A 21,083-nucleotide genomic window follows, 5' to 3' on the forward strand; every position below is an offset into this window, starting at 1 on the left:
TATAGGTGATATCGAAATAGTTGCTTGATACAAACCACTTGGGTGTTGTATGGTCAAGCCAAACGAGCAATTAGTACAGGTTAGCTACACACATCGCTGTGCTTCCACACCCTGCCTATCAACGTCGTAGTCTTCAACGGCTCTTTAGGGAAATCTTATCTTGAGGTGGGCTTCCCGCTTAGATGCTTTCAGCGGTTATCCCATCCGAACGTAGCTACCGGGCAATGCCATTGGCATGACAACCCGAACACCAGTGGTTCGTCCACTCTGGTCCTCTCGTACTAGGAGCAGCTCCTCTCAAATTTCCAACGCCCACGGTAGATAGGGACCGAACTGTCTCACGACGTTCTAAACCCAGCTCGCGTACCTCTTTAAATGGCGAACAGCCATACCCTTAGGACCTGCTTCAGCCCTAGGATGAGATGAGCCGACATCGAGGTGCCAAACACCGCCGTCGATATGAACTCTTGGGCGGTATCAGCCTGTTATCCCCAGAGTACCTTTTATCCGTTGAGCGATGGCCCTTCCATACAGAACCACCGGATCACTAAGACCTACTTTCGTACCTGCTCGACTTGTGGGTCTCGCAGTTAAGCGCGCTTTTGCCTTTATACTCTACGACCGATTTCCGACCGGTCTGAGCGCACCTTCGTACTCCTCCGTTACTCTTTAGGAGGAGACCGCCCCAGTCAAACTACCCACCATACATTGTCCTCGGTATTGTTATACCTGAGTTAGAACCCCAACATGACCAGGGTGGTATTTCAAGATTGGCTCCACAAACACTAGCGTGTCTGCTTCAAAGCCTCCCACCTATCCTGCACAAGTCAGGTCAAAGTTCAATGTAAAGCTGTAGTAAAGGTTCACGGGGTCTTTCCGTCTAGCCGCGGGTACACAGCATCTTCACTGCGATTTCGATTTCACTGAGTCTCTGCTGGAGACAGCGCTGCCATCATTATGTCATTCGTGCAGGTCGGAACTTACCCGACAAGGAATTTCGCTACCTTAGGACCGTTATAGTTACGGCCGCCGTTTACTGGGGCTTCGATCAAGAGCTTCGCTTACGCTAACCCCATCAATTAACCTTCCAGCACCGGGCAGACATCACACCCTATACGTCCACTTTCGTGTTTGCAGAGTGCTGTGTTTTTAATAAACAGTTGCAGCAGCCTGGTATCTGCGACTGTCAGCAGCTCAAGGAGCATGTCCTATCACCACCAACAGCGTACCTTCTCCCGAAGTTACGGTACCATTTTGCCTAGTTCCTTCAGCAGAGTTCTCTCAAGCGCCTTGGTATTCTCTACCTGATCACCTGTGTCGGTTTAGGGTACGATTCGTTTATAACTATTGCTTAGAAGCTTTTCCTGGAAGCATGGTATTTGCCACTTCACTGTACAAGTACAGCTTGCTATCAGATCTCGACCTTGTTGTAGCCCGGATTTACCTAAGCCACAAGCCTACATCCTTTCACCTGGACAACCAACGCCAGGCTGACATAACCTTCTCCGTCCCTCCATCGCATTATAAACAAGTATCGGAATATTAACCGATTTCCCATCGACTACGCCTTTCGGCCTCGCCTTAGGGGTCGACTCACCCAGCCCCGATTAACGTTGGACTGGAACCCTTGATCTTCCGGCGTGCGAGCTTTTCACTCGCATTATCGTTACTCACGTCAGCATTCGCTCTTGTGATACCTCCAGCATGCCTTACGACACACCTTCACAGGCTTACACAACGCTCCCCTACCACTTGAAAACAAATTCAAATCCGCAGCTTCGGCTCCTAGTTTGAGCCCCGTTACATCTTCCGCGCGGGCCGACTCGACTAGTGAGCTATTACGCTTTCTTTAAAGGATGGCTGCTTCTAAGCCAACCTCCTAGCTGTCTATGCCTTCCCACCTCGTTTCCCACTTAACTAGGAATTTGGGGCCTTAGCTGGCGGTCTGGGTTGTTTCCCTCTCCACAATGGACGTTAGCACCCACTGTGTGTCTCCCGGATATCACTCATCGGTATTCGGAGTTTGCATCGGTTTGGTAAGTCGGTATGACCCCCTAGCCGAAACAGTGCTCTACCCCCAATGGTGTTCGTCCGAGGCGCTACCTAAATAGCTTTCGGGGAGAACCAGCTATCACCGAGTTTGATTAGCCTTTCACCCCTATCCACAAGTCATCCCCTGGCTTTTCAACGACAGTGGGTTCGGTCCTCCGGTTGATGTTACTCAACTTTCAACCTGCTCATGGATAGATCACTCGGTTTCGGGTCTATGCCCTGCAACTATGTCGCCCTATTAAGACTCGGTTTCCCTACGGCTCCCCTAACGGTTAACCTCGCTACAGAACATAAGTCGCTGACCCATTATACAAAAGGTACGCAGTCACCCCAATAAATTGAGGCTCCTACTGCTTGTACGCACACGGTTTCAGGTTCTATTTCACTCCCCTCACAGGGGTTCTTTTCGCCTTTCCCTCACGGTACTGGTTCACTATCGGTCAGTCAGGAGTATTTAGCCTTGGAGGATGGTCCCCCCATCTTCAAACAGGATTTCTCGTGCCCCGCTCTACTTAATATGTCAACTCTAGAATTTAAAATACAGGACTATCACCTACTACGGTCAGCTTTCCCACGCTGTTCTTCTATTCTAAAGTCAATCGGCTTCTCCCCGTTCGCTCGCCGCTACTTGGGGAATCTCATTTGATGTCTATTCCTAAGGGTACTGAGATGTTTCACTTCCCCTCGTTCGCTTCCTAATAAATTAGGATACCTAGCTTATGCTAGGTGGGTTTCCCCATTCAGAAATCTCCGGATCACAGGATATTGCCGCCTCCCCGAAGCTTATCGCAGGCTGTCACGTCTTTCATCGCCTCTGACTGCCAAGGCATCCACCATGTGCGCTTAATTACTTGACCATACAACCCCAAAGGGTCTTTGTCTCACAATTATAACGATATCACCTATGTTTACGCTTGATTCAGTTCTCTTATTACTTTTTAATAACTCACCCCTGGGATAACAACTGATGTCGTTAAGAGGTGAGCTATTAAGGTTAAGATTAACGCGTGAACACGTTAGTCCTAACCCAGACTCATATCTATGTTTTTAAATAGTTCCTGTATCTTCGTCAGATTCCAGGTTCTGTATAAAACAGAAGTAAATAATCATCAACGATTACTTAATTCTGTTTATGCTCTCTATAATATTCTATCTAATCGCGCTGTTTATAATGGTGGAGCCAAACGGAGTCGAACCGTTGACCTCCTGCGTGCAAGGCAGGCGCTCTACCAACTGAGCTATGGCCCCTGAGAAGCGTGTAAAAATTGCACTGCAATTTTAGCTTCGCAAGGAAAATCCTTTAAATAGGATTTTCAAAAAGCTTTAATTACTTTTAGCTCATGCAATGTAACGACTGTTCTAACTACCGCTTAATAATGGTAGGCCTGGGCAGACTTGAACTGCCGACCCCCGCGTTATCAACACGGTGCTCTAACCAGCTGAGCTACAGGCCTATGTCTGCCTGTAAAGGCAAAGCTAATAAACTAGCTTAAAACTAAAGAACAACTTGTTGTGAATTCTTGCCAAGATGAATGCTGTCTATAAGGAGGTGATCCAGCCGCAGGTTCCCCTACGGCTACCTTGTTACGACTTCACCCCAGTCATCAACCACACCGTGGTGAGCGCCATCCTAAAAGGTTAGGCTACCCACTTCTGGTGCAATCAACTCCCATGGTGTGACGGGCGGTGTGTACAAGGCCCGGGAACGTATTCACCGCGGCATTCTGATCCGCGATTACTAGCGATTCCTACTTCATGGAGTCGAGTTGCAGACTCCAATCTGGACTACGATAGGCTTTTTGAGATTCGCATCACATCGCTGTGTAGCTGCCCTCTGTACCTACCATTGTAGCACGTGTGTAGCCCTGGTCGTAAGGGCCATGATGACTTGACGTCGTCCCCGCCTTCCTCCAGTTTGTCACTGGCAGTATCCTTAGAGTTCCCGGCTTAACCCGCTGGTAACTAAGGACAAGGGTTGCGCTCGTTGCGGGACTTAACCCAACATCTCACGACACGAGCTGACGACAGCCATGCAGCACCTGTATTCTAATTCCCGAAGGCACTCTCGTATCTCTACAAGATTCTAGATATGTCAAGACCAGGTAAGGTTCTTCGCGTTGCATCGAATTAAACCACATGCTCCACCGCTTGTGCGGGCCCCCGTCAATTCATTTGAGTTTTAACCTTGCGGCCGTACTCCCCAGGCGGTCTACTTATTGCGTTAGCTGCGTCACTAAGTCCTCAAGGGACCCAACGACTAGTAGACATCGTTTACGGCGTGGACTACCAGGGTATCTAATCCTGTTTGCTACCCACGCTTTCGAGCCTCAGTGTCAGTATTATGCCAGAAGGCTGCCTTCGCCATCGGTATTCCTCCAGATCTCTACGCATTTCACCGCTACACCTGGAATTCTACCTTCCTCTCACATACTCTAGCTCTACAGTTTCAGATGCAGTTCCCAGGTTGAGCCCGGGGATTTCACATCTGACTTATAGAGCCACCTACGCTCCCTTTACGCCCAGTAATTCCGATTAACGCTTGCACCCTCTGTATTACCGCGGCTGCTGGCACAGAGTTAGCCGGTGCTTATTCTGCAGCTAATGTCATCGTCTATGGGTATTAACCATAGAGTCTTCTTCACTGCTTAAAGTGCTTTACAACCAAAAGGCCTTCTTCACACACGCGGCATGGCTGGATCAGGGTTGCCCCCATTGTCCAATATTCCCCACTGCTGCCTCCCGTAGGAGTCCGGACCGTGTCTCAGTTCCGGTGTGGCTGATCATCCTCTCAGACCAGCTACAGATCGTCGCCATGGTAGGCCTTTACCCCACCATCTAGCTAATCCGACTTAGGCTCATCTAATAGCGAGAGCAGTAAACTGCCCCCTTTCTCCCGTAGGTCGTATGCGGTATTAATATGGGTTTCCCCATGCTATCCCCCACTACTAGGTAGATTCCTAAGTGTTACTCACCCGTCCGCCGCTCGTCATCTTCTAGCAAGCTAGAAATGTTACCGCTCGACTTGCATGTGTTAAGCCTGCCGCCAGCGTTCAATCTGAGCCATGATCAAACTCTTCAGTTTAATCTTGCTATGAAGCTCTTTAAAGAAGCTTCTAAACTTGGCTCATCTAATCTGGCAAAATCGCTTTAAATTATGTTCGTAATGAATTAACTTTGAGTTTTTCTGCTGACTAAATGATAATTTTTATAGTTAATAACTCCTCCGAAAAGAAGAAGTAGTCAACTTTATTTTTAGCATTCTTGTCTCAGCAAAAATCCACACAAGTTGTTCTTTAGTTTCGCTTTTAAATAGTGTCTCACCTCTGTCGTCCAGTAGGTAAGTATATCCCTTCAATTTGAAGGTTGCTAATAACGAATCCCTTACAGGCTTTGCTATCTAGCGAGCCGACTATCTTATCATAATGATTGATATTGTCAAGCTCTTTTATAATTTGTTTCATCCGATTCGCTGGTCGCTATCACTAAGTGTTCTTAGTGTTTAACCGCTAGCTTGTCTCGATGAGGTGCGTATTATAGACGGTTAAATTGTGGTGTCAAGAGGTTATTTAATTTAGTTTGAATGTTTTTATTTGAACTACTAAGGTAGTTTGTTTTAACGTTCATTCTAATTATTGGTTCGCTCAATGATAATTCACTTCGCAATCCGCTTTCCCTTTCAACTGGGGCGCATTATACGTAGATTTTAGATTCGGTCAAGCGGTTTGAGAGATTTATTTTATATGGTGAGATTTACTATGATTTTGGTGCGTTGGGCGCAGCCTACTGATTGTTCTTATTATGTGTCAACGACTTCTGGCTATTGATACCTATATAGAAGACTCTAATTCAGACTACTACATGTTAAAAGAACGCAATCTCGCCGTTAGCCTTGATATGAGTAAGGGAAAAGCAAATGTCTGGGAGACAGTTGCCCTGACGCAAGAGAACATTTACGATTTTCTGTATGTATAGATTTTACTAGGACTCCTTATATACTGAGATACCTTGAAGTTTAGGCAGCAACCTACAGAGTGTACTAGATACAAGCAAATAGCGAGATTAGCTACAAAAAATCGTTTATAATAGCCGTCACCTAGACAACCTATATATGATAACTAGCACTATTGCTGGTTTTTCTGTTTTAATAGCCGTCAGTCATTGATAGCGTTTTAATAAATTTTGGATAAGATTATGGTAGCGATTACTTTACCCGATGGTAGCGTAAAAGAGTTTGAGGGCAACACCACGGTCATGGAAGTGGCGCAAAGCATTGGACCGGGCTTGGCAAAAGCCACCGTTGCTGGACGAGTAGATGGTCACTTAGTAGATACCTCCGACCCTATCGCTCATGATGCCAAAGTTCAAATCGTTACAGCAAAGGATGATGATGGCGTTGATATCATTCGTCACTCAGCCGCGCATTTGCTCGGTCATGCGGTCAAGCAGCTCTATCCTGACGTGAAGATGGTCATCGGTCCTGTCATTGAAGATGGCTTTTATTATGACATCTTTAGCGAAACGCCGTTCACGCCTGAGCATATGGAAGCGATCGAAAAGCGCATGATAGCATTGATAAAACAGGACTATGACGTCATAAAGAAGATAACGCCACGTGATGACGTAATCAAGATATTTGAAGCGCGCGGTGAAGACTATAAGCTAAAGCTCATTAATGACATGCCAGGCGAAGAAGCTTTTGGTCTGTATCATCATCAAGAATATGTTGATATGTGCCGTGGCCCGCATGTGCCAAATACTAGATTCTTAAAAGTATTTAAGCTAACTAAAATGTCGGGTGCTTATTGGCGCGGCGATGCCAAAAATGAGCAGTTACAACGTATTTATGGCACGGCTTGGGCGGATAAAAAAGATCTAAAAGCCTATATTCAACGTATTGAAGAAGCGGAAAAGCGTGACCACCGTAAGATTGGTAAGGCACTAAACCTATTTCATATGCAAGAGCAAGCGCCGGGTATGGTGTTTTGGCATGCTAATGGCTGGACGATTTATCAAGTACTTGAGCAATATATGCGTAAAGTGCAATATGATAATGGCTATGAAGAGATTAAAACACCGCAAATCGTCGATCGTAGCTTGTGGGAGCGCTCAGGGCATTGGGGCAATTATGGCTCTAATATGTTCACTACGTCTAGTGAAAACCGTGATTATGCGGTAAAACCGATGAACTGCCCTTGTCATGTGCAAGTGTTTAACCAAGGCCTCAAGTCTTACCGTGATTTGCCACTGCGTATGGCGGAGTTTGGCTCTTGTCACCGTAACGAGCCGTCAGGGTCGCTACATGGTTTGATGCGCGTACGGGGATTTACGCAAGATGATGCGCATATATTTTGTACGCAGGCACAGATTCAGCAAGAGGTGGCAGAATTCATCAAGCTAACTCTGGCGGTTTATGAAGACTTTGGTTTTGATAACATTATTATGAAGCTCTCTACGCGTCCTGAGAAACGTGTCGGCTCTGATGAGTCTTGGGACTTTGCCGAAAAAGCTCTAGCAGATGCACTCGATAGCTCTGGTCTCGATTGGGATTATCTACCAGGAGAAGGCGCGTTTTATGGGCCTAAGATTGAGTTCAGTCTTAAAGATAGCTTAGGGCGCGTATGGCAATGCGGTACTATTCAGGTCGATCCGAATATGCCAGAGCGACTCGATGCTGAATTCGTCAATGAAGAAGGCGAGCGTGAAGTACCGATTATGCTTCATCGTGCCATACTAGGGTCGTTTGAGCGCTTTATCGGTATTTTGATCGAAAACTATGCTGGTTGGATGCCCGTTTGGCTTGCGCCGCAGCAAGTTGTCGTGATGAATATCACTCATAAACAGGCAGAAGTTTGCGAAAATGTAGTAAAAGAGCTCAAAAACGTAGGCTTGCGTGCTATTAGCGACTTGCGTAACGAAAAGATTGGATTTAAGATACGAGAGAAAACATTAGAACGCATTCCCTATATGCTAGTATTAGGGGATAAAGAAGTCGAAGCGGGCAACGTCAATGTCCGTACACGTGAAGGTGAGAACCTAGGCGTGATGAGTGTCAATGAATTTATCGCATTAGTACAGACCGCTGTTGGTGCAAAAGGCCGACAGACCCCAAAAACAGATGAGGAGTAATACCTATTAAACAGTCAAACCGTTTAAACATTAACGAAGATATCAACGTCAAAGAAGTTCGTCTGGTTAAAGAAGATGGTGAACAGATGGGCGTCGTCGATATCGAAACCGCGATGAGAACGGCTCGTGAGGACAACTTAGATTTGGTTGAATTGGTCCCAGATGCCAAGCCGCCAGTATGCAAGATCATGGATTATAAGCATTATCTCTATGATCAAAAGCAAAAGGCAAAAGAGGCGAAGAAGAACCAAAAACAAACTCAGTTGAAAGAGATGAAACTGCGTCCGAGCACTGACGAGGCCGATTATCAAGTCAAATTGCGCAAAATTGTCAGCTTCTTAGAGGATCAGGACAAAGTGAAAGTCAGTATTCGCTTCCGTGGTCGTGAAATGGCGCACCAAGATTTGGGTCGCAAGCAGCTTGAGCGTATTATCGAAGATACTGCTGAGTTATCCAATGTCGAGCAACATCCTAAGATGGAAGGTCGTCAGATGGGTATGCTACTTGGCCCCACTAGAAAAAAATAGCTGAATACTTATTTAGATCTTTATATTCAAGCAACGTATTTGTACTTTTTAACCATCAATATGCTGCGGGATATTGATGGTTTTTTACTTTAAAAGCCTATTATTTATTACCATCTATAACGACAAAGCACTACCCTTTATTAAGTTAAAATTATAATAATTAGAACCTACATTTGTATTTAAAGATATTAATAACTAAAGGAGATGTTATGCAAGAATTAACCCCACCAGAAAACACCTCTACGCCAAGTATTTCTTTGACGCCGCCTGAACCGGTAAAAGAGATTCAAAGAAGCGAAGCGGATCAGATGGTTAAGTTAGATGAGAGTCAAATTCCAGAGCTCGATGCCAAAGTCGATGCGTTCGTTGATCATGTGTTGACTAATTCTGTGCATAGCCCTGAGTTTCAACAAAACGTGCAATCTATTCATAATTTAGGTACCAAAGAGATCCGTGAGTCTGCACAGGTCTCTAATCGAATGCTGGACTTACCCGCTAAGAGCCTAAACGACGGTCTGTTTGATAATTCTCCCATTGCCAAATCGCTTACTGAACTGCGCGGCATCGTAGAAGACTTAGACCCTAGCAAAAAACAATTGACCAGCTCGCGCAAGTTGTTCGGTTTGATCCCCTTTGGCAATAAAGTGCAAGATTATTTTCGGCAGTATGAGTCAGCACAGTCGCACATTAATGCGGTCGTCACTAGCCTCTATAATGGTAAAGACGAGCTGCTAAAAGACAATGCCACTATTGAGCAGGAAAAAGTCAATATGTGGGAGCTGATGCAATCGATACGTCAATATGTCTACGTTGGCAAAAAGATCGATGAGCAGCTGGAGCAAAAAGTCTATGCGATAGAGGCGACAGATCCTGACAAAGCGCGCATCATCAAAGAAGAGATGCTATTTTATGTGCGTCAAAAGAATACGGACTTCCTAACGCAATTAGCAGTCAATGTGCAAGGTTACTTGGCACTCGATACCATTCGCAAAAATAATTTGGAGCTGATTAAAGGCGTTGATCGTGCGACGACGACTACAGTTTCAGCATTACGTACCGCTGTTGTCGTTGCACAGGCAATGACCAATCAAAAACTCGTGCTCGATCAGATTACCGCACTTAATAAAACAACCAGCAGTTTAATTGAGTCGACCTCTGAGATGCTCAAACGTCAATCGGGTGAAATTCATGAGCAGGCAACCAGTAGCACCATTGAGCTTGATAAATTACAAAACGCCTTTAATAATGTCTATGACACCATGGACATGATTAGCAACTACAAAATTGAGGCGCTAGAGAATATGAAGCAAACGGTCAATACTTTGACGACTGAAGTGGATAAAGCTCAAAAGTATCTTGATAAGTCTAATCAGACAACAGTGATAGAGGTGTCAAAGGAGCTTGATAGTAAATCCATAACGGACAAATCTGGTATCGACATCTAAAAGAGCTAAGTGTTATCAGCTCCTTTGGTTTGGCTCTATAGATTTGTAGGTATTTAAGTCTTAAGTGTTTGCCCCATTCGCCGCTTCGCTGCGAACAATAGACGTCAGATATTACATCGTCGTTCGTGGTAAGATAGCGCTTACTAATAATTTTAAAAATAGAAATGGTAATTTATGAGTTGGAATGATCCAAACGCCTCAAGCGAGGCACAAAAATATGACAATCCTATTCCTAGTCGTGAGCTGATACTCAGCACGATTACTGAGCAGGGCGAAGCGACCCATCAGCAATTGGCAAAAGCCTTTGGAATAGATGATCCTGATCAATTTGACGCGTTAGGCAACCGTCTAAAAGCCATGGCTCGTGATGGTCAAGTCAACCGTGATGGGCGTCCTTATCGTTATCGTACGGTCACGCAGCACGATGTGGTTGAGGGTACGGTCTCTGCACACGCCAAAGGTTTTGGTTTTGTACTGCTCAGTGATATGCCTGATTTGTTCTTGCATGAAAAGCAGATGCGCTGGGTCTTTAACGGCGACACTGTTGCGGCGGTTGCGACCTCTACAGATAATCGTGGTCGCACCGAAGGGCGTATCGTTGATGTGGTTGAGCGTCAACAAAATCAGTTCATCGGTACTCTGGCTCGTGATGAAGACGGCTACTGTGTTGAGCTGGGTAGTCCCAATAACCATCAACCGATTACGGTTACTGATGACAATGTCAAAGCGCTAAATCTTAAGCAGGGTGCTCCTGTCAAAGTCAACATTATCGATTGGCCAAATCAGCATGAGTTCTCTACTGGTAAAATCATAGAAGTGCTATCCGATGAAAATGACCGCGAGCTCATCATTGAGACAACTTTGCTCAATTATGATATTCCATCAGAGTTTAGTGAGGCGACGCTTAAACAAGCGAATGATTATAAAGAGCCAACTGAGAAAGACATCAAAGGTCGTACAGATTTGCGTGATCTGCCCCTAGTCACTATCGATGGCGAAGATGCTCGCGATTTTGATGACGCAGTATTCGCTGAAAAACGCTCTGGTGGCAATTACCGCGTCGTCGTGGCAATCGCTGATGTCAGTCATTATGTGACGCCAAACTCTTCTTTGGATGTCGAGGCATATGAGCGCGGTACATCCGTTTACTTCCCGCATCGAGTCATTCCGATGTTACCTGAAGTACTGTCAAACGGACTATGTTCACTGAACCCTGACGTCGATCGTCTGTGTATGGTTGCAGATATCAAAGTATCACGCGCTGGCAAAGTGACAGGATACGAGTTTTATCCTGCGGTGATTCATTCGCAAGCGCGTCTGACTTATAATCAAGTGAATGACTATTTCAAAAATCCGGAAGATGACAGCATTCCAAAGTCGCTCACAGGCAATAAGGACGTCAAGAAGTCTATCGATACGCTACATCAGCTTTATGACTTGCTCATTCAAAAGCGTGAAGAGCGTCATGCGATGGAGTTTGAAACGGTTGAAACTTATATCAAGTTCAACGAGACGGGCGGTATCGCAGCGATCGTACCGCGTACTCGCGGTGATGCTCATAAGCTGATCGAAGAGTGTATGCTTCTTGCTAATACTTGTGCGGCGAACTTTGCGCTCAAACAAGAGCTACCTGTGCTGTATCGTAACCATGATAAGCCAGATGGCGAGAAGTCAATGCGCGTACATGAGTATGCCAAAAACTTTGGCTTATCCTTCCCAGTAGAGAACCCAACGCAAGCGGATTATCAGCGCATTATCGAGGCGACCAAAGACCGTCCCGATGCCATTAGCGTGCATAGCATGTTGCTGCGCTCAATGATGCAGGCCAACTATGCGCCAGACAATATCGGTCATTTTGGTTTGGCTTACGATGAGTACAGCCATTTCACTTCACCGATTCGCCGCTATCCAGATCTTATGCTCCATCGTGCGATTAAAGCAAAAGTGACAGGTAGCAAACAGCCCGTGATGGATTTCTCATTAGATGGTGCTGGCACGCAAACTTCAGATACTGAGCGCCGTGCGGAAAAAGCCTCACGCTATGTAGAGTCTTGGCTCAAATGTCATTACATGACTGATCATGTCGGCGAAGAGTTCGAAGGCGTGGTCACGAGTGTGACTAACTTTGGCCTGTTTGTGACCTTGACCGATCTGTACATCGATGGCCTCGTGCATATCTCAAACGTTGGCGATGACTTCTTTGTTTATGATGAAAAGCAGCAGCAGCTCATCGGTAAAGACAAAGGCGGTTTGTTTGGACTTGGCGATACCGTAAAAGTAAAAGTCGCTGGCGTCAATATGGACCTGTTACAGATTGATTTTGATTTGACAGCCAAGGTAAAAGCCAGCGCTATGAACCAAAGCAAGAAAGAGCAGTCCAAAAAATCACCCGCTAAGAAAAGTAGCCGTGGCAGAAGTAAGAAAAACTAGTTTGGTATAGTTTCAATATATACTACAAAACAATAAAAAGGCTAACGATAACGTTAGCCTTTTTATTGTTTTGTAGTAAGGAAGATATAGTTCGCTCTTTTCACTAAGTTACATCTCCACAGGCACTATTCTATCCATGACTATTGAACACTTTCTTGCATCTGCTCAAGACGTTGTTGTTCAGCCTGCTGTGCCTGCTTGATGTCAGCCGTCACGTTATCGATAATGGCTTTAGGTTGTTCGCCTAATGGCTGTTCTGCTCTATTATTATTCATCTCGTTATCACTTTTAGTCATTACTGGCGTATCATTATTTACTAGCGCTGCTCTGTTTTTTTCATGAAAATAATTGTTGATAATATTAAAGCCAAGCAGCATAAGTACAGTTGCAAGAGTAAAGACTATTAGATGTTTTCTTTGCATAGCTGTCACCATATGTTGAATGTGTTTGATAATCTTTGATAGCTGGAACAATCTGAGTCGTTGGATATATCCAGGTTGGTTTGTCTATCGATTTACTCTTGCGGGCTATTATTGTTAAGCAAGTCCGTTTCGTCAGAGTTTTCAGCGATTTCTTGTTCAACTTTTTCCATGAGCTTGTCGTCAGGACGCGCGTTCAACACCTCATCCGCATTGCGACCTTGCAAAATATATTTGGCACGAGCCTTAGCACGCTTTTTGTCCTCATCGTCATTGTTGACGTCACTTAGCTTAATGTCTTTTGCAGGTTCTGGTGTCGTCGGGGTGATACTCATATCTGTATTTTGACTGTTATCTTGCTCATGTAGAACTTGACCAAACTCTAGAGCTTTTTCTACCTTGTCATTAAAACGCAGGCGATAAATAGGCTCAGGCAGACTGAAACCTTCGTTTTCTAGCGCATGTTTGGTTTCGCGAATCGCAATACTACGTGCTTTATAAAAGTCTGTTTCCGACTGATTGACCCAAACTTGAAACTCCAAAATAATATTGGAGTCGCCCACATTGGTAATAATAGCAATGGATCTAGGGTTATCTAATACAAAATCTAAAGTATAGATTGCATCTAGACCCACCTTAATGGCAGCTAACGGATCGTCATTGGCATCGACGCCAAGCTCAAAAGTAAAGCGGCGTTCAGGGTTTTTGGTATAGTTCAAGATAGTGCCTTTGAACACCTCGGCGTTTGGAATACGTAATTGGTTACCATCTAAAGTCATCAAAATCGTCGCCCGTGAGGTTAATCTGACAACGATGCCCTCTTGACCATTGATGACGACTTGATCGCGCGCGCGAAAAGGTTGGCGTATACTGAGCATAAGAGAGGCAATATAATTCTCAATGGTGTCTTTGACCGCAAAACCGACAGCGATACCGATAACGCCTGCGCCCCCAAGTAACGTACCAAGGACGGTTTCTGCACCAATTAAACTCAAAGCAAGTATCAGCCCAAAAATAATAAAAATGACTTTGACGGTTTGCGATAGTAATTCTGCTACAAACGGATTGGGCGTCAGGCGTTGCCACATCTGTTTACGATTAGACAGCCAACTGCCAAACCAGGTAACTAGACCAAAGATGATAATACCGACTAAGAGTAAAGGAATGGCTTTGAGTAAGTTTTTGCCTTGTGTCTTTAAACCTTGGTAGACTGTTGAGACGTTATCTTGTACGTCCAATGTGCGATCAATTTGGTCATCTACGGTGACGACATCCGTCAAGCGATTGGTCAAATTGATCGCTTGCTGCGCTTTTTTCTCGTTTGCAGTCTCACCGCTTAGTGTCACAACGCCTTGAGAGACACTAACGTTAATTGCTTGTAGACCGTCAATCTCCGAAAATATTCCATTAATACGCGTACGAATGTCGTTGTCTTTGAGCGGCGTTGGCGTGGTCTCTATTTGAGCATTGTTGGTACTTTGTCCATTGACAGCGGGCGGCGAATTTGGCGCTTCAGTCTCACTATCTGACGCTATCGCCTCGCTACCTTCCACGCCTAGGGCACTGGCTACCCCTGCTATATCCTCTGATGCGGCGTGACTAGGCACACCCAACATCACGCTGATTAGCAGCAAGCTGATTATATAGCTCGGTATCAGTTTTAGTATAGATAGCTCTTTGTGTATAGATAAGCTGGAGTTAGTCGTCATAAATACTCTTAGTGAAATTGCCTCTTGTAATATTGCATCGTTTTGTCGATTTTTATGAGATGCGCAAACCTAAACCTCTAGTCCTTCTAATCCACTTACGCAGATTTGAGACTAAATATCTAGATATTGTTGTGCTGCGCTTAAATCTAGTGTGCCCTCATAGATGGCACGGCCTGTAACAATCCCTTCGATACAATCGCCAAAAGGCTTTAGCAGCTCGATATCTTTCATATCAGTGACGCCACCTGAAGCGATTACAGGCAATCCGCCTTCTCGCGCTAAGTTTACCGTCTGTTCGACATTGACGCCTTGCATCATGCCATCACGGGCAATATCAGTATAGACAATGGATGAGACGCCAACATCAGCGAAACGTTTGGCAAGCTCAGTCGCTTTGGTATCAGTAACGTTCGCCCAGCCATGAGTGGCAACCATACCGTCTTTGGCATCGATACCGACGATAATATGACCTGCGAACTCGCGACAAGCTTCGGTCACAAATTTAGGGTCTTCAACCGCTTTGGTACCGATGATAATGTACGTCAGACCTGCGGTAATGTATTGCTCGATAGTCTGCATGGTACGTACACCGCCACCCAGTTGGATAGGTAGATTGGGATAAGCTTTGGCAATGTCATGTACCACATCTTTGTGAACCGGTACGCCATCAAAAGCACCGTTCAAATCCACTAGATGCAAGCGTCTTGCACCTGCATCTACCCAGCGCGCTGCCATGGCGACAGGATCATCAGAGAATACGGTATCATCCTCCATCCGGCCTTGTTTCAGACGTACACATTTACCATCTTTTAAGTCGATAGCAGGGATAATCACTGGAGCAGAACACATATTTTATTCCTTATAAAAACATAACACTGATGTCATCAACAGTAGAACGTATTGTTTTGATGAGATAGTAGAGCCTGCTAAAAATCGGCACTAATATCAAGTAAATTCAATTAGTAACTGGCAATTTTAGGTCAATTTAGCGTATAATCCTAGGTAAATTTGTATTTGTTTTTATAGAATAATCATCAGACTTTTGGTTTTTGTAACTAAGTTTGATAGTTGTCAGATATAGGTTATCGAATGATTAAAAGCTAATGAGCTACGTCCTCTACTTTGGTAGGAGTGGCTCATTTGTCAATTCAACGACAGACTTGCTTGTCGAATCGTTTGGATTTATTTTTTTTGACACGACAAGTTTATTATTAATGGCATGACAGATTCACTCTTACGAAGTTTGAGCTACTAGTTTGACTATTGTTAGAGCACTCTATCTATCATGTATCTTGGTAGCCGGTCACTAATTGGTACAACGAATAAGATATTGACGTGTTGTTAAGGAGTCTAAGGTCAGCGTTGATATTTTTGTTAGCAGTACAGCTTGAGCGTATGTTTTGAGACACTTTATTTTTATTCTTGATCGTTAGTATAGATCTAAGAGTAGAGAATTTTAGAATAGAGTGTACTCAATAACCGTTTTGGCGCGCTGCCGTTATACCAAACAGGACGTCTGGTATCGTTTTGAACTATGGACTAAGTTTTCGCTTATGATTACCATCAAAAAAGGTTTGGATTTGCCCATCACAGGTGAACCCTCCCGCGAGATATCCGAGCATCACCCTAAGCACGTGGCCCTTGTCGGTTACGATTATGTGGGTATGAAACCTACGATGAACGTTGCAGAAGGTGATGTCGTAGCCAAAGGCCAACCTATCTTTGAAGACAAAAAACGCGTGGGTGTCATCTACACAGCACCTGCTGCAGGTACTGTCGTTGCGATCAAGCGTGGCGAGCGCCGTGTGTTTGAGAGCTTGGTTATTCAAGTTGATCCGAAGGGTAAAGAAGTCGAGTTTGAGAGCTTTGACTCCGCTCGCATTGCTACGCTCGATTCAGAAGTAGTTGAAAAGCAGCTACTGGCCTCTGGTGAATGGACAGCGTTTCGTACTCGTCCTTATAGCCGTGCGCCTGAGATTGGTGCGCGACCTCAAGCTATCTTTGTCACGGCTATCGATACCAATCCTTTGGCGTTCGACCCTATGCTGCTCATCACTGAGCACATGCAAGCATTCAACGATGGTATAGCGGTATTATCGACCCTTAGCCCAAAAACCTTTGTCTGTCATCATGCCGATGCCAAACTACCAGCGGTTACTCAGACTGCTGGCAGCAATGTGACTGAATATCATGCTTTTGCAGGTAAGCATCCAGCGGGTCTTGCTGGCACGCATATTCATTTCTTGCATCCTATCATGCGCGGCGTCACTGTGTGGACGATTGGCTATCAAGACGTCATCGCTATTGGCAAGCTGTTTACTACAGGTCGCCTGTATACTCGACGCCTGATAAGTCTGGCAGGTCCTGCGGTTAAGAGTCCGCACCTAATTGCGACTGAGCGCGGCGCTGATCTGACTGCGTTGACACAAGGCAAGCTAGTAGAGGGTGATAATCGTGTAATCTCAGGTTCGGTATTATCGGGTCGTAGAATCTTTGATAATATCGCCTACCTTGGCCGTTTTCACGATCAGGTTAGCTCCTTAGTAGAAGGCTATGAGCGCCCAGCGTTTCACTTCTTTAGCCCTGGTAAAAACCGTTTTTCTAAATTGCCTATTTATATCTCACAGTTCTTTAAAAAGAAATACAACTTTACGACGACGACTAATGGCTCACCAAGAGCAATGGTACCGATTGGTATCTACGAAGAGGTCATGCCACAAGACTATCTACCGACGCAGCTACTACGTGCACTTATTATCGAAGATATGGTTACCGCTGTAGATCTAGGCGTACTTGAGCTGGACGAAGAAGACTTGGCACTATGCACCTTTGTCTCACCTGGTAAATATGAATATAGTGATATCTTGCGTGATAATTTGACGCGTATTGAGCTGGAGGGTTAATCACGATGAAATTTTTATACAATATGTTCGATCGTATGGAGCCATCCTTTACCAAAGGTGGTAAACATGAGAAATACTACGCCATCTTTGAGATGTTCGATACGTTTTTGCGTCAACCTAGCTCAACGACTTTTACCTCATCGCATGTACGTGATGGTATCGATCTCAAGCGCATTATGATTACCGTATGGCTATGCACGTTCCCTGCAATGTTTTGGGGCATGTATAACGTCGGTCATCAAGCACTAACGGCTATTGCCCAATTGGGACTACAGCCCGACGGCTGGCGCACGATGATTACCAGTATGGTCGGCTACAATCCAGATAGTATTTGGGCAAGTTTCGTCTATGGGGCCATGCAGTTTTTGCCGATATATATCGTCACCTTTGCGGTCGGTATTACCTGTGAGATTATATTTGCGGTAGTGCGTGGTCACGAAGTCAACGAAGGCTTCTTTGTGACCTCAGTGCTCTATGCGCTCATCATGCCGCCTGATATTCCTTTATGGCAAGTCGCCTTGGGTATTATCTTCGGGGTTGTGGTCGCAAAAGAAGTCTTTGGCGGTACCGGTAAGAACTTCTTGAACCCTGCCCTATCGGGCCGGGCGTTCTTGTACTTTGCTTATCCTGCTTATATGTCAGGGGATTCTGTCTGGACCGCTGTCGATGGATTCTCAGGCGCGACGCCACTTGGCCTTGCAGCGTTAGGGGTAACTCCAGAGAACTTTGAAAACGTTTATGGTCAAGCGATTACTTGGAGTGATGCCTTTTTCGGTAATATCCAAGGTAGCGTCGGTGAAGTATCGACACTTGCTATCCTAATCGGTGCGGTGTTCTTGTTATGGGCGCGTATCGCGTCATGGCGTATTATGGCAGGCTGTGTATTAGGTTTAATTGCCACATCGTTAGTATTTAACTGGATAGGTTCTGAAGAGAATCTAATGATGAATATGCCGTTCTACTGGCATCTGGTGATTGGTGGCTTTGCTTTTGGTGCTGTGTTTATGGCAACCGATCCGGTATCAGCCGCTCATACCAATAAAGGTCGCTGGGCTTATGGTATTTTGATTGGCTTTATGACGATACTCATTCGTGTGGTCAATCCCGCCTTCCCAGAAGGTATTATGTTAGCTATCTTGTTTGCTAACTTATTTGCGCCTTTGTTTGACTATTTTGTGACGCAAGCCAATATCAAGCGTCAAACCGCACGGAGGGTTCGTTATGTCCAAGCCCAAAAGTAATAATGCAAAAACCATCAGTGTCGCACTTACGCTATGTTTGGTGTGTTCGGTACTGGTCTCAGCAGTTGCTGTCGGTCTCAAGCCTGCACAAGTTGAAAACGCGCGCCTTGATCGTAACAAGAATATTTTGGTAGCAGCGGGTCTTTATAACGCTGAGTCTGACACTGCTGAAGACGTAGTTGAGCGCTTCAAAGAATTTGATGTCGAGATTGTTGACCTAACCAAAGGCAGCTATCTGGACGACAATGCACTTATAGATGTCGGTATCCCAGATCGTAATGCTTATGACGCCAGTCAAGCGACCAAAAACGCAGCGTTGAGCGAAGACTTAGGTAGCAATGACCCTGCAAGTATCGGCCGCGTGCCAAAATATGCCAAAGTCTATGTCAAAAATGACGAAGCGGGCAACCCTGAAATGGTTGTATTACCTATCCAAGGCTATGGCCTATGGGGCACTATCTATGGATTCTTGACGCTTGAGAGCGATATGAATACCATTAAGGGCATCAGCTTTTATGAGCATAAAGAAACTCCAGGACTTGGCGCTCGTATCGAAGAGGCTGATTGGCGTGCCAAATGGCAAGGCATTCACTCTTATGATGAAAGTGGGAATGTCGCCACTGGCGTAACCAAAGCGGGTAATCCAAAAGAGAACTGGGTCGATGGTATTAGCGGTGCAACCCTTACCGGACGCGGCGTGAGTAACATGATTCAGTTTTGGTTAGGTGAGCAAGGCTACAAGCCTTACTTAGACGCTTTGCGTCAAGAGAGCGGTGAAACTATCGATAATACTGAAGCGCAAGCTCAATTATCAGATGACAAAGCTGCACAACCCACCACCGATCTGGCAGCAAAGTCGCCAGTAGCAAACGGCAAGGAGGCATAACATGGCTGACACAAAAGGTATTTTAACCTCGCCTATTTTTGATAATAACCCTATTGCCTTACAGATCTTAGGTATCTGTTCGGCGCTAGCGGTGACAACCAACATGTCCAACGCATTGGTTATGTGTGTGGCATTGACACTGGTGACAGCGTTTTCTAGTTTCTTTATCTCTATAATTCGCAAAAATATTCCCTCAAGTATTCGTATTATCGTGCAGATGACGATCATTGCTTCGCTAGTCATCTTGGTTGATCAGGTGCTCAAAGCGGTCGCTTATGATATCAGTAAAGGACTATCGGTATTCGTCGGTCTAATCATTACCAACTGTATCGTCATGGGTCGAGCTGAAGCCTTTGCGATGAGCAACCCACCCGTACCGAGCTTTTTGGATGGTATTGGTAATGGCCTTGGTTACTCTGCGGTACTATTATTTGTCGCGACTATTCGTGAAATATTAGGCTCGGGAACTTGGTTTGGCATCACTATTTTGCAGCCAGTATCAGACGGCGGATGGTACTTACCAAACGGTCTACTACTATTGCCGCCATCTGCTTTCTTTATTATCGGTCTGTTCATTGCCATCGTACGTATTTGGAAACCTGAACAAATCGAAGAAGCTGACTTTGTTATGAAGCCGCAATCTAAAGGCATGGCACACGGAGGCGGTCACTGATGGGACATTATGTTAGTTTATTTATAACCTCGGTCTTTATTGAGAATATGGCGCTAGCCTACTTCTTAGGTATGTGTACCTTTTTGGCCGTATCAAAAAAGGTCTCGACCGCTATTGGTCTTGGGGTTGCCGTCATCGTGGTTATGGTCATTACCGTACCGCTTAACAACTTGCTATTTCAGTTCATCCTAAAAGATGGTGCTCTAGGTTGGGCGGGCTTTCCCGGTATTGATCTAAGTTTCTTAGGTTTACTGAGCTATATTGGTCTTATCGCTGCAACGGTTCAAATTCTAGAGATGTTTTTAGATAAGTTCGTACCCGCTCTCTACAATGCGCTTGGCGTGTTCTTACCGCTTATTACAGTAAACTGTGCCATCTTGGGCGGCGTACTGTTCATGGTTGAGCGAGATTATAACTTTAGTGAGTCAGTCGTTTATGGTGTTGGTGCAGGTTTTGGTTGGGCCGTCGCCATTGTTGCCTTGGCTGGTATTCGTGAAAAGCTTAAATATTCAGACATTCCAGGCCCTCTTCGCGGCTTGGGTATCACCTTTATTACAGTAGGCCTTATGTCACTTGGCTTTATGTCTTTTGGTGGTATGTCGATTTAAACTTAAACCCTTATTAATTGTTCATTTATTTATAAGGTAGCGGTGTGAGAGGCAAAGTGCGCTC

12 protein-coding genes, 2 tRNA genes and 2 rRNA genes are annotated in these 21,083 nt (G+C 45.1%); 9 read left to right on the plus strand and 7 right to left on the minus strand.

Annotated features, from left to right (window positions below; genetic code table 11):
* Nucleotides 1-49: 49 nt before the first annotated feature.
* The 4 genes from ACR64G_RS11765 to ACR64G_RS11780 form a co-directional block, all read right to left on the minus strand.
* Nucleotides 50-2,909, minus strand: a 23S ribosomal RNA gene (locus ACR64G_RS11765).
* 315 nt (nt 2,910-3,224) lie between these two features.
* Nucleotides 3,225-3,300, minus strand: a tRNA-Ala gene (locus ACR64G_RS11770).
* Between the two features lie 129 nt (nt 3,301-3,429).
* Nucleotides 3,430-3,506: transfer RNA gene (locus tag ACR64G_RS11775), tRNA-Ile, on the minus strand.
* Nucleotides 3,507-3,594: 88 nt separating this feature from the next.
* Nucleotides 3,595-5,134 (minus strand): 16S ribosomal RNA (locus ACR64G_RS11780).
* The 16S and 23S rRNA genes sit together here with 2 tRNA genes alongside, the layout of an rRNA operon.
* A 1,109-nt stretch (nt 5,135-6,243) precedes the next feature.
* On the opposite strand from ACR64G_RS11780, the gene thrS reads away from it, so the two are divergent.
* From thrS to rnr, 4 genes are all read left to right on the plus strand, one after another.
* Entirely contained in the window at nt 6,244-8,178 is a 1,935-nt protein-coding gene (gene thrS, locus ACR64G_RS11785) for a threonine--tRNA ligase (RefSeq protein WP_435979465.1), read from the plus strand.
* Nucleotides 8,179-8,207: 29 nt separating this feature from the next.
* Nucleotides 8,208-8,705 (plus strand): translation initiation factor IF-3, encoded by a 498-nt coding sequence (gene infC / locus ACR64G_RS11790; RefSeq protein ID WP_435980721.1) that lies wholly within the window; start codon nt 8,208-8,210, stop codon nt 8,703-8,705.
* A gap of 209 nt (nt 8,706-8,914) precedes the next feature.
* The gene (locus ACR64G_RS11795) at nt 8,915-10,150 is read left to right on the plus strand and encodes a toxic anion resistance protein (protein WP_435979466.1); all 1,236 of its coding nucleotides are present in this window, start codon (nt 8,915-8,917) and stop codon (nt 10,148-10,150) included.
* Nucleotides 10,151-10,324: 174 nt separating this feature from the next.
* Nucleotides 10,325-12,580 carry a ribonuclease R gene (gene rnr / locus ACR64G_RS11800; protein ID WP_435979467.1) on the plus strand — a complete coding sequence of 752 codons (2,256 nt, stop codon included), beginning with the start codon at nt 10,325-10,327 and terminating at the stop codon, nt 12,578-12,580.
* A 140-nt stretch (nt 12,581-12,720) separates the two neighbouring features.
* Here the strand turns inward: rnr and ACR64G_RS11805 are convergent, their stop codons facing one another.
* The 3 genes from ACR64G_RS11805 to hisA form a co-directional block, all read right to left on the minus strand.
* A complete protein-coding gene (locus ACR64G_RS11805; RefSeq protein WP_435979468.1) occupies nt 12,721-13,002 on the minus strand; it encodes a hypothetical protein in 282 nt (93 codons plus the stop codon).
* Between the two features lie 92 nt (nt 13,003-13,094).
* The gene (locus ACR64G_RS11810; protein ID WP_435979469.1) at nt 13,095-14,708 is read right to left on the minus strand and encodes a mechanosensitive ion channel domain-containing protein; all 1,614 of its coding nucleotides are present in this window, start codon (nt 14,706-14,708) and stop codon (nt 13,095-13,097) included.
* Nucleotides 14,709-14,819: 111 nt separating this feature from the next.
* Complete coding sequence (hisA, locus tag ACR64G_RS11815) at nt 14,820-15,557, minus strand: 1-(5-phosphoribosyl)-5-[(5-phosphoribosylamino)methylideneamino]imidazole-4-carboxamide isomerase (RefSeq protein ID WP_435979470.1); 738 nt, start codon at nt 15,555-15,557, stop codon at nt 14,820-14,822.
* A 704-nt stretch (nt 15,558-16,261) separates the two neighbouring features.
* Here hisA and ACR64G_RS11820 point away from each other — a divergent pair.
* Genes ACR64G_RS11820 through nqrE form a run of 5 tightly spaced genes read left to right on the plus strand, consistent with a single transcriptional unit; the run spans nt 16,262 to nt 21,019 of the window.
* Nucleotides 16,262-17,611 (plus strand): Na(+)-translocating NADH-quinone reductase subunit A, encoded by a 1,350-nt coding sequence (locus ACR64G_RS11820; protein ID WP_435979471.1) that lies wholly within the window; start codon nt 16,262-16,264, stop codon nt 17,609-17,611.
* A 5-nt stretch (nt 17,612-17,616) separates the two neighbouring features.
* Nucleotides 17,617-18,852: an NADH:ubiquinone reductase (Na(+)-transporting) subunit B gene (locus ACR64G_RS11825; RefSeq protein ID WP_435979472.1), complete on the plus strand. Its 1,236-nt coding sequence runs from the start codon at nt 17,617-17,619 to the stop codon at nt 18,850-18,852.
* Complete coding sequence (locus tag ACR64G_RS11830; protein ID WP_435979473.1) at nt 18,833-19,738, plus strand: Na(+)-translocating NADH-quinone reductase subunit C; 906 nt, start codon at nt 18,833-18,835, stop codon at nt 19,736-19,738. The genes ACR64G_RS11825 and ACR64G_RS11830 overlap by 20 nt, the downstream gene beginning before the upstream one ends.
* A gap of 1 nt (nt 19,739) precedes the next feature.
* Nucleotides 19,740-20,411 carry an NADH:ubiquinone reductase (Na(+)-transporting) subunit D gene (locus ACR64G_RS11835; protein WP_435979474.1) on the plus strand — a complete coding sequence of 224 codons (672 nt, stop codon included), beginning with the start codon at nt 19,740-19,742 and terminating at the stop codon, nt 20,409-20,411.
* Nucleotides 20,411-21,019 carry an NADH:ubiquinone reductase (Na(+)-transporting) subunit E gene (gene nqrE, locus ACR64G_RS11840; RefSeq protein ID WP_317200678.1) on the plus strand — a complete coding sequence of 203 codons (609 nt, stop codon included), beginning with the start codon at nt 20,411-20,413 and terminating at the stop codon, nt 21,017-21,019. Before ACR64G_RS11835 ends, nqrE begins: the two co-directional genes overlap by 1 nt.
* The last annotated feature ends 64 nt before the right edge of the window (nt 21,020-21,083 follow it).

The sequence above is a fragment of the Psychrobacter sp. DM4 genome (assembly GCF_051307035.1).
In the GTDB taxonomy this organism is placed as follows: domain Bacteria; phylum Pseudomonadota; class Gammaproteobacteria; order Pseudomonadales; family Moraxellaceae; genus Psychrobacter.

Coding starts and splice junctions, on each gene's coding strand:
- ACR64G_RS11810 (WP_435979469.1), bottom strand. CDS start 14,708: ATGACGACTAACTCCAGCTTATCTATACACAAAGAGCTATCTATACTA.
- ACR64G_RS11825 (WP_435979472.1), top strand. CDS start 17,617: ATGAAATTTTTATACAATATGTTCGATCGTATGGAGCCATCCTTTACC.
- ACR64G_RS11795 (WP_435979466.1), top strand. CDS start 8,915: ATGCAAGAATTAACCCCACCAGAAAACACCTCTACGCCAAGTATTTCT.
- ACR64G_RS11805 (WP_435979468.1), bottom strand. CDS start 13,002: ATGCAAAGAAAACATCTAATAGTCTTTACTCTTGCAACTGTACTTATG.
- hisA (WP_435979470.1), bottom strand. CDS start 15,557: ATGTGTTCTGCTCCAGTGATTATCCCTGCTATCGACTTAAAAGATGGT.
- thrS (WP_435979465.1), top strand. CDS start 6,244: ATGGTAGCGATTACTTTACCCGATGGTAGCGTAAAAGAGTTTGAGGGC.
- ACR64G_RS11830 (WP_435979473.1), top strand. CDS start 18,833: ATGTCCAAGCCCAAAAGTAATAATGCAAAAACCATCAGTGTCGCACTT.
- rnr (WP_435979467.1), top strand. CDS start 10,325: ATGAGTTGGAATGATCCAAACGCCTCAAGCGAGGCACAAAAATATGAC.
- nqrE (WP_317200678.1), top strand. CDS start 20,411: ATGGGACATTATGTTAGTTTATTTATAACCTCGGTCTTTATTGAGAAT.
- ACR64G_RS11835 (WP_435979474.1), top strand. CDS start 19,740: ATGGCTGACACAAAAGGTATTTTAACCTCGCCTATTTTTGATAATAAC.
- ACR64G_RS11820 (WP_435979471.1), top strand. CDS start 16,262: ATGATTACCATCAAAAAAGGTTTGGATTTGCCCATCACAGGTGAACCC.